The 7,509-nt window shown below is 59.6% G+C and carries 8 protein-coding genes; 3 read left to right on the top strand and 5 right to left on the bottom strand.

The genetic code is table 11. From position 1 onward, the window contains the following. Positions 1 to 62: 62 nt before the first annotated feature. Both OXG98_07960 and OXG98_07955 read left to right on the top strand, forming a co-directional pair. On the top strand, positions 63 to 1,424 hold the full coding sequence (locus OXG98_07960; GenBank protein MCY3771938.1) for a radical SAM protein: 1,362 nt from the start codon (positions 63 to 65) through the stop codon (positions 1,422 to 1,424). Between the two features lie 84 nt (positions 1,425 to 1,508). Then, the gene (locus OXG98_07955) at positions 1,509 to 1,898 is read left to right on the top strand and encodes a (2Fe-2S) ferredoxin domain-containing protein (GenBank protein MCY3771937.1); all 390 of its coding nucleotides are present in this window, start codon (positions 1,509 to 1,511) and stop codon (positions 1,896 to 1,898) included. A 29-nt stretch (positions 1,899 to 1,927) separates the two neighbouring features. Here the strand turns inward: OXG98_07955 and OXG98_07950 are convergent, their stop codons facing one another. The 5 genes from OXG98_07950 to OXG98_07930 form a co-directional block, all read right to left on the bottom strand. Beyond that, a complete protein-coding gene (locus OXG98_07950; protein MCY3771936.1) occupies positions 1,928 to 3,439 on the bottom strand; it encodes a tripartite tricarboxylate transporter permease in 1,512 nt (503 codons plus the stop codon). A 42-nt stretch (positions 3,440 to 3,481) separates the two neighbouring features. Beyond that, complete coding sequence (locus tag OXG98_07945; GenBank protein ID MCY3771935.1) at positions 3,482 to 4,090, bottom strand: tripartite tricarboxylate transporter TctB family protein; 609 nt, start codon at positions 4,088 to 4,090, stop codon at positions 3,482 to 3,484. Positions 4,091 to 4,199: 109 nt separating this feature from the next. Then, the gene (locus tag OXG98_07940) at positions 4,200 to 5,183 is read right to left on the bottom strand and encodes a tripartite tricarboxylate transporter substrate binding protein (protein ID MCY3771934.1); all 984 of its coding nucleotides are present in this window, start codon (positions 5,181 to 5,183) and stop codon (positions 4,200 to 4,202) included. A gap of 87 nt (positions 5,184 to 5,270) precedes the next feature. After that, on the bottom strand, positions 5,271 to 6,464 hold the full coding sequence (locus OXG98_07935; GenBank protein MCY3771933.1) for an amidohydrolase family protein: 1,194 nt from the start codon (positions 6,462 to 6,464) through the stop codon (positions 5,271 to 5,273). Between the two features lie 219 nt (positions 6,465 to 6,683). Next, positions 6,684 to 7,043, bottom strand: a complete 360-nt coding sequence (locus OXG98_07930; protein ID MCY3771932.1) for a DUF427 domain-containing protein — start codon at positions 7,041 to 7,043, stop codon at positions 6,684 to 6,686. Positions 7,044 to 7,273: 230 nt separating this feature from the next. On the opposite strand from OXG98_07930, the gene OXG98_07925 reads away from it, so the two are divergent. Continuing rightward, a partial coding sequence (locus OXG98_07925; protein MCY3771931.1) for an enoyl-CoA hydratase/isomerase family protein occupies positions 7,274 to 7,509 on the top strand: 236 nt, incomplete at its 3' end.

Raw genomic sequence — 7,509 nt, 5'->3', positions numbered from 1 at the left:
ATTGCCCGAAACTACATTATAGTACGTAATCCCTATTTTCTTCGGATCGGGATTTATTAGTCATGAATAGGATTTTACGGCGGGCAGACTTGGTACCGCAGCAGATTGGCGTGCTGTACCACCCGGTCATTTTGAAACTTGAGCTGCTCAGCCAGGGCTTGCGTATTTCACCGGCTGCCAGCGAGGAAATCGGAAAATCCCTCAAGATCGATCATGCCGTCGGCGCAGTCGGAAAACACGCCCTCGACATCATCCTGACACCGGGAAAGGTCTATGTCGGCCTGCCGCACGGCGCTGCCGTGAACGAGCATTTCGAGGAAGGCACGCCCTTCACATTGGAGGTCGATGGCGACGGTCAGTTTTTCATCGGCAAGAAGCCAGCCCGGTTGAAAGAAGACGGCCGCTGGATTTGCATGGAGGAGGACGCCGAACCGGAACGATTGATGAATTGCACCCTGCCGGCGACTCCCGGCTATTACGACAAGAAGACCTCGAACGGCCATTCCATGCGGTCGATCATGCCTCATGCGGGCGACTTCGGAGGCTCCACGATCTTCCCGCAATGCGTTTACTTCGGTCATTTCCTCAAGGAGTTCGAAGGCACCGAGTGCCGGTTTTGCGGGATCGACGAGAACCTGGAATCCGGTCGGGATCCGTATCCCAAACGCATCGACGATTTCCTGGAAACCCTGGAAGAAGCCCGTAAACACCCCGGCTTCCGGCACGGCCCGGTGTTTGCCGGCGGCACGACGGCCGGACCGGACAGGGGCGCGAAGGTGCACGCGAAGTTTTTGAGGCCGATCAAGGACGCGTTTCCGGACAACTGGCTGCGCCTTACGATCGCCCCGCCCAGAGAAGAAAAATACGCCGACATGCTGTTCGAAGCCGGCGCCGACATGGTGGGGTACAACTACGAAATCTTCGATCCGCAACTGTTCAACAAATTGTGCCCCGGCAAGGTTAAAGACATCGAAGACGGCGTCCCGGGGCACGATCAGTATGACAAGATGATCAAGCATATTGTCGAGAATTTCGGCATGGGACGGGCGAACGCCAATCTGCTTGCAGGATTGGAGCCGGCGCAAAGAACGGTCGATGGCATCGAGCATCTGGCGTCCATGGGGGTAATTCCGACTATTTTCGTGTTTGTGCCGCTAAAGGGCACGGCGCTGGAAGGCCAAATGCCGCCCAGCATTCGCGAAATGATCTACATTTATTCCAACCTGAAATCGATTACCGAGAAATACGGCGTCGATACCTACTGCGCCGGCTGTAGCCGCATGCTCGTCAATACCACGTTCTATGACGGCATGCAGCCGACCATGCCGGCGATCACCGAAGACGACCTTCGCTACGTCGGTTTGCCGCCGGAAGACCTGTACGAAGCGCCGCCGCTACCCTTCCACCTGAATTGTGCGTGGTGAGCGGACCGGCGCGCTGGCGACAGGGGAATGGCGCTCCATGCAGAGCGGTCTCCTGAAAATTGCGACGGATACGGATGGGCCGCGATGAAGGGTCCAAGGGCCGAAACAACGATAGACGACGATCCGAAGCCCTATTATCCGGGAGACTATCGCTGCCAGATTTTCTGCTGCACGTTTCAGCGCAGCCCGGATGCGCGCCGGTCGTGCGGCCTCAACGGCTCGGCCGACCTTCGCGATTACCTGATCGCCCGGGTCAGGGAGCTGAACCTCGAGCATGTGCGGGTTCATTCGGCCGGCTGTCTCGATCTTTATTGCGAGGTCGGCCCCATGATGATGATTCTGCCGGAGGAAGTGCGCTATCGCTACGCCAGCCGTGCGGATATCGACAAAATCCTGCTCCGGCACGTTATTGAGAAAAAGCGGGTTGAAGAGTTACTCGTGATACCGAAACAGAAAACGGAAGACATTTCCTGAAAACTCCGGACTGTCTTTTGTACTCCCGGTCAGGCCGGGCCGCCGATACGATTTCTGATTGTCCGGCCGAGCTGCATGATGGATGGCCACAGGGACCACAGCAGGAATGCGATTGCGAGCGCCATGATTACGCCGCTCTTCGGGCGGGTGAAAAAGATCAGTGCGGTGTCGTAGCTCGCCAGGGACGTCAGGTAAAACCGCTCGGCCAACGGCCCCAGAATTATGCCCAGGACCATAGGCGTCGTGGGAATGTTGAACCGCTTCATGAAGTAGCTCAGGACCCCGAAGAACAGGCAGATATAGACGTCCGCGATGTTGTTGCGCACGGCAAACGCGCCGATCACCGCCAGAACGATAATCATGGAATAGAGTATTGCCGGCGGCACCTTCATGATGAGCGAGAAGCCGCGCGCAATCGGCAGCCCCATGACCACGATCAGGAGATTGGCGACCAGGTAACCGGCAAAGACCGTGTAGACCAGTTCCTTGCCGCTCACGAACAGGATTGGGCCGGGATTCACGCCCTTCAGCATGAGGGCCGCCATCATGATCGCGGTTGCCGCGCTTCCGGGGATCCCCAAGGTCAGCATGGGAATGGTCGCCGCGCCCGTGGTCGCGTTCTTGGCCGTTTCCGGCGCCGCCAGCCCTTCTTCCACGCCGGTGCCGAATTGGTCCCCTCGCGGCGAAACCTGCTTCTCCACGCCGTAGGCGATGATCGCCCCGACCAGACCGCCGGCGCCGGGAATGACGCCGATCATGCACCCCAGACCGGAGCCCCGTGCGATCGTGCCCTTCAGCTTCCACAATTCTTTGAGAGACGGGAGCTGGGTGTGCCTGTCCAGGTTGCGATGACCGATTTTCAGGTGCTGGGTGAGCGTAAACAGAACTTCACCGACCGCAAACATTCCGATCATCGCCACGACGAAGCTGACCCTGCTGTCCAGGACCTCCCAGCCGAAGGTCAGACGCGGCATAGCGTAAAAGTAATCGATTCCGATCGTCGCGATGATGAGGCCGGCGAAAAGCGACAGCAGCGCCGGAAGCATATTGCCCTTGGCGATGGATATCACCGTGACGAGCCCGAGGAAGGTCGCGGCAAAGAACTCCGGCTGATCGAATGTCAGGGCGAACTGGGCGAACGGCGGCGCGAAGAAAATCATCAGCAGCGCGCTGACCATGCCGCCGATGGCCGAACAGGTGATGGCGATGCCGAGGGCTTTCGCCGAGCGCCCCTGCTTGGTCATCGGATAGCCGTCCCACGTCGCCGGCAATGACCCGGGCGAACCCGGTATGTTCAAAAGAACCGACGAAATGGAACCGCCGAATATGCCGCCGACATAAATGCCGGTCAAAAACAGCATTGCCGAAACAGGGGTCATGAAATAGGCGAAAGGCAGGCCCAATGCCATGGCGTTGACGAAGGCAATGCCGGGCATGGCCCCCGCGACGATACCGATAAACGACCCCACCAGAAGAAATGCAAAATTGGTGACCTGAAAGAGGTTGCCCATTCCGGCAATCAAATTCGGAATGATGTCCATCGCCGTGCCTTATCCCGAGCCGTTCGTCATTTCGCGGCGATGCTAAAACAATCCCAATGTGCGGTAGAGCCCGATTGTCAGGTCGTGAAAGACACCGACACCCTTGGGCAATGGCATGTAGGCCATTTTGAGAAATACGAACAAGAATACCAAAGTCGCGACCACGCCGGTAAGCAGGATCGGCAAGACCCGGCGCTGCCCGCTGATCACGAGCCAGTAAAGAATCACCAGGAAGGTTGCGAAAGCGAACCCGAGGTATGTGGTGGCAACGCCGTATCCGACAATTCCCAGGAATCCCAATACCATCTTCCTGTTGTCGTGCTCTCCTGCCTCCACTCCCTCGCTAGCGACGATTGCGACGACGTCCTCGCCGATGATCTCGTCGGACGCCGGCGGCGCCGTTCCGGCGGTCGCCTGTTGGCCGGGCGAATTCCTGCGTTCCTTCCACAGGTTGCGCAGGTTCCAGAGAAGCATGACTCCGGCAACGGCCATGAGCGCCATCGTCATCATCGACGGCCAGGTCACCGGGTTATGGGGCCTGTCGGCATCGAAATGCACGTCGGTGAACAGGGCGAAAAAGACAAGGCACCCGGCGCCCATCACGAGCAACGGAACGCCGAGCTGTTTCCATACTGAACTGATTTGGACCAATCTAATCCCTCAACGCAGCCGAACCCCCCCTTCCGCCGAACGGAAGGGGGGGCTCAAAGCGGACTTCACACACCGGTCCCGGACGTATGTCGCAGGCTGTTGTCCGGTCCTACTCCTTGGTCGGAATTCCGAACTGCTTGGAGTACTTCTTCATCGTGCCGTAGTAGTTCTCGATGAACGCCCTTGTATCCTGGGGATTCCGGGGCGCCGTACACGTCGCGGTCCGATCGCAGAACTTCTTGAATTCGGGTGAGGTGAACGCCCGGCCCAGCGCTTCGCTCAGGATTTTCTGGCGATCCGCGGGAACGTCCTTGGCCGTGATGATCGCCCGGTAGTTTTTCAGATACATATCGAAGCCGAAGTCCGTGATCTTCGGAACGTCGGGATAGTACGGGTTTTGCTCCGGGGAAAACACGACCACGGGCCGGATCTGCTTGGCGTCGATGAACTGCCGCACGTCGCCGGGTTCCTCATACATGATGTCGACATGGCCGCCCAAGGGCGCCGCATACCGTTCGGCCGGAAGCTCGTAGGGAATCGGCTTCCATTTGTAGCCCTTGGTCGCGAGATACTTCAGGGTGAGATCGTCGGGACCGCCGAAACTGGCGCCGAGTGCAAGCTTCATCTTGCCCGGGTTGGCTTTGACGAATGCCAGGATTTCCTTGAAGTTCTTGAACTTGCTCTTGTACGGAACGAAGAGCATGGAATCGGTGACCTGGCCGAGGCCGATGAACGACATGTCCTTGGCCCGGAGCTTGCCGTAGCCCTGCAGCCACGAGGCGACGGAAAACGCGGTGATCGAACCGATGGTGTAACCGTCGGGCTTCGCCGTTGCGACCGCATGAACGCCGGCATTGCCCTGGGCGCCCGTGACGTTCGACGGCTGGACCTTCACGCCGAGCTCTCTCGACAACAACGGCGCCAGGGCCCTGACGAATTGATCGGCGCCGCCGCCGGGGCCGTAGTTGGCGATGATGTCGATCGGCCTGTTGGGGAATTTCTCTGCGGCCCATGAGCCGGATGCCGCGACCGACAACGCGAGTCCTATCGCAACCATACCGGTCGTTTTGCGGATGTATGCTGTCGTACTCATTGCGTTTCCTCCCAGCGCAATAGTTTCAGGTACAGTTCGAACTTTCGGTGAGTCGTTACCTCTTCGTGTCTCGGGCGTGCCTCATTTCTAAAGGTTTCCCAGAACGTCGATTGCGTTGTGAGAAAAGAACCGGTTCCGGGTTTCTTCGTCGAAATCCGGATAGTATTTGAGATATTGTTCGACGCCGCTGACACCGCTCGAATCCCAGTGGGGATAGTCGCTCGTGCACGCCATATTCCTGCCGTTCAGCCACTCCATCGTCTCCTTGAGGAGCGGTTCCTGGGGCTCGAACGTACAGATACAGCACTGTTGCCTGAAATACTCCGAGGGCAACCTGTCGATATAAATATTCTCTCCCGGCCGGTCTTCGAAATGATCGTCCAGCCGTCCGAGGAAGAACGGCACCCATGTCGCGCCGCCCTCGCACAGAAGGGCTCTCAGTCCGGGATGACGCGCGAGGACGCCCATGCCGATGATCCCGACCAGGCCGGTGGCCATTTCGCACGGGTGCGAGACCGTGTGGGTCAACCAGTAGTGCTTGAACTTGTATTCGGTGCTGTAGGATGCGTGGTATGTGCCGGTCCCTTCGTGGAACACCACGGGCAATCCGGCGTCCACCATGGCCTCCCAGACCGGATCCCATTCCGGCTCCCACCAGTGCACGTCCTGCATCACGTTGGGGCGCAGCGCGATCCCGTTCGCCCCCATCTCCGCGACCCGCTTGATTTCCGCCACGGCATTGACGGGATCCAGGGGAATCGAGGCGCACCACAGGTGGCGTTTGCCGATTGCCCAGTCGTTGGCGATCCAGTCGTTGTAGCTGCGCATGTATGCGTATTGCAGGTCCCAGTCGAGGACGTCGGGCAGGAACACGCCCATCGTCGGGATCCACAGGGCGACGTCGATCCCCGTGCGGTCCATGTCTTCGTCCCGGTTGGCGTAGACATGTTCGCAGGCATCCCGATAGCTCAGGGAAACCCCACGCGGGCGGTGATCGGAGGTGCCCTCGGGCCGGCCGCTGCCGAGCCCCCTCGGTTTCTGGTACAATCGGCCTTCGATCATCAGCCGGGTCGCGCCGAAATTGTCCCGCACTTCCTGCACCGCGGCGTCGGAATACTTCTTGTCGAGATATTTGTTAAAGGCCTCCGGCGGTTCGATGATATGCCGGTCGGCATCGATGACAAAATACTCGGGACGAATTTTCTTGGTTGGAGAGCGATACTCTTCGGCAATTATTTGATAGTGATCGTTACCGTTCAGCTTTCTTGCCGGTTCCGCCATGACCTGCCCCCCCGTTTTGCAATTCCTCCAATACGAATGAATTCAATCGGTGTCTTGCCGACCGGTCTGCGTCGGCAAATAATTTAGAACGATTCAAATAAAGTAACCGTCAAGCTACTATATATTACGGGATATTTGGCGTCAACGGCGGCGGGATTATGCGCCGACGCGGCGGGGCTGCCCCGGCCAGCCGGCAATCAGTCGACAATCAGCCGGCGATCAGCCGACGGTCAGAGAATCCACCCGGTCGGCGTAGAAGGCGACGTGACCGGCGATGGCGGCGACGGCCTCGAAGGGCTCCTCGTAGGCCCAGACCGCATTCTCCGCGCTCTCGATGCCGACCGTCACCGTGTAATAGCTGGCATGGCCCTTGTAGGGGCAGTATGTCCGGTGCGCGGTCTTCGCCATGACCGCCCGGTCCACATCGGCGAGCGGTATATAGTAGACGGGCGCATAGCGCGCCTCCTGCATCTTCAGCGCCTGCGACGACCGGGCGACCGTCTTGCCGTTGAAGACGACCGTCACCGTTTCCGCGGCGGGCTCGACACTAATGGGATGATCGGGGCCGGGCTTCTTCACGTTTCGCCTCCTCAATGACTGCGGAGCGGATTTCACCGCCTATTGCGCCGCTTGTCCATGCCCCGCAGCGCCACCCGGACCTGGCGCCGGCAGCACCGGAGCGCATGCGGTCCGCCCGCGGCCGCGCCGCGCGCCATCGCGATTGCGGCATGGCGTCGGCTTTTCATGTTCTTGCTATCAGTCTATGAGTCCGGCGGAGGGAATCGATAAGGACGAGGGGGGTCCGGGCCATGACCGAACCGTCGAAATCCCCAGCCTCCGCCGCCCCGAACGAACCGGTGCTGCTGCCGGACCTGTCGGAACGCGGCGTTCTCACGCTCACGCTCAACCGGCCGCGCGTCTACAACGCCCTGTCGGAAGACCTGCTGGATGCGCTCAAGACCGCGCTGGAGAGCGCCGCGAAGGACAGCGCGGTGCGCGTCGTCGTCATCCGCGCCGCCGGCCGCGCCTTCTGCGCCGGCCACGA

This window comes from Gemmatimonadota bacterium (genome assembly GCA_026706345.1).
Classification (GTDB): Bacteria; JAAXHH01; JAAXHH01; order JAAXHH01; family JAAXHH01; genus JAAXHH01.
Note: the sequence above shows the minus strand (reverse complement) of the source record. Positions and strands in the feature narration are given on the sequence as shown.

What these genes read in the sequence shown, in the direction of transcription:
- OXG98_07960 (MCY3771938.1), top strand. Translation starts at nt 63, where the DNA reads ATGAATAGGATTTTACGGCGGGCAGACTTGGTACCGCAGCAGATTGGC.
- OXG98_07950 (MCY3771936.1), bottom strand. Translation starts at nt 3,439, where the DNA reads ATGGACATCATTCCGAATTTGATTGCCGGAATGGGCAACCTCTTTCAG.
- OXG98_07955 (MCY3771937.1), top strand. Translation starts at nt 1,509, where the DNA reads ATGAAGGGTCCAAGGGCCGAAACAACGATAGACGACGATCCGAAGCCC.
- OXG98_07935 (MCY3771933.1), bottom strand. Translation starts at nt 6,464, where the DNA reads ATGGCGGAACCGGCAAGAAAGCTGAACGGTAACGATCACTATCAAATA.
- OXG98_07940 (MCY3771934.1), bottom strand. Translation starts at nt 5,183, where the DNA reads ATGAGTACGACAGCATACATCCGCAAAACGACCGGTATGGTTGCGATA.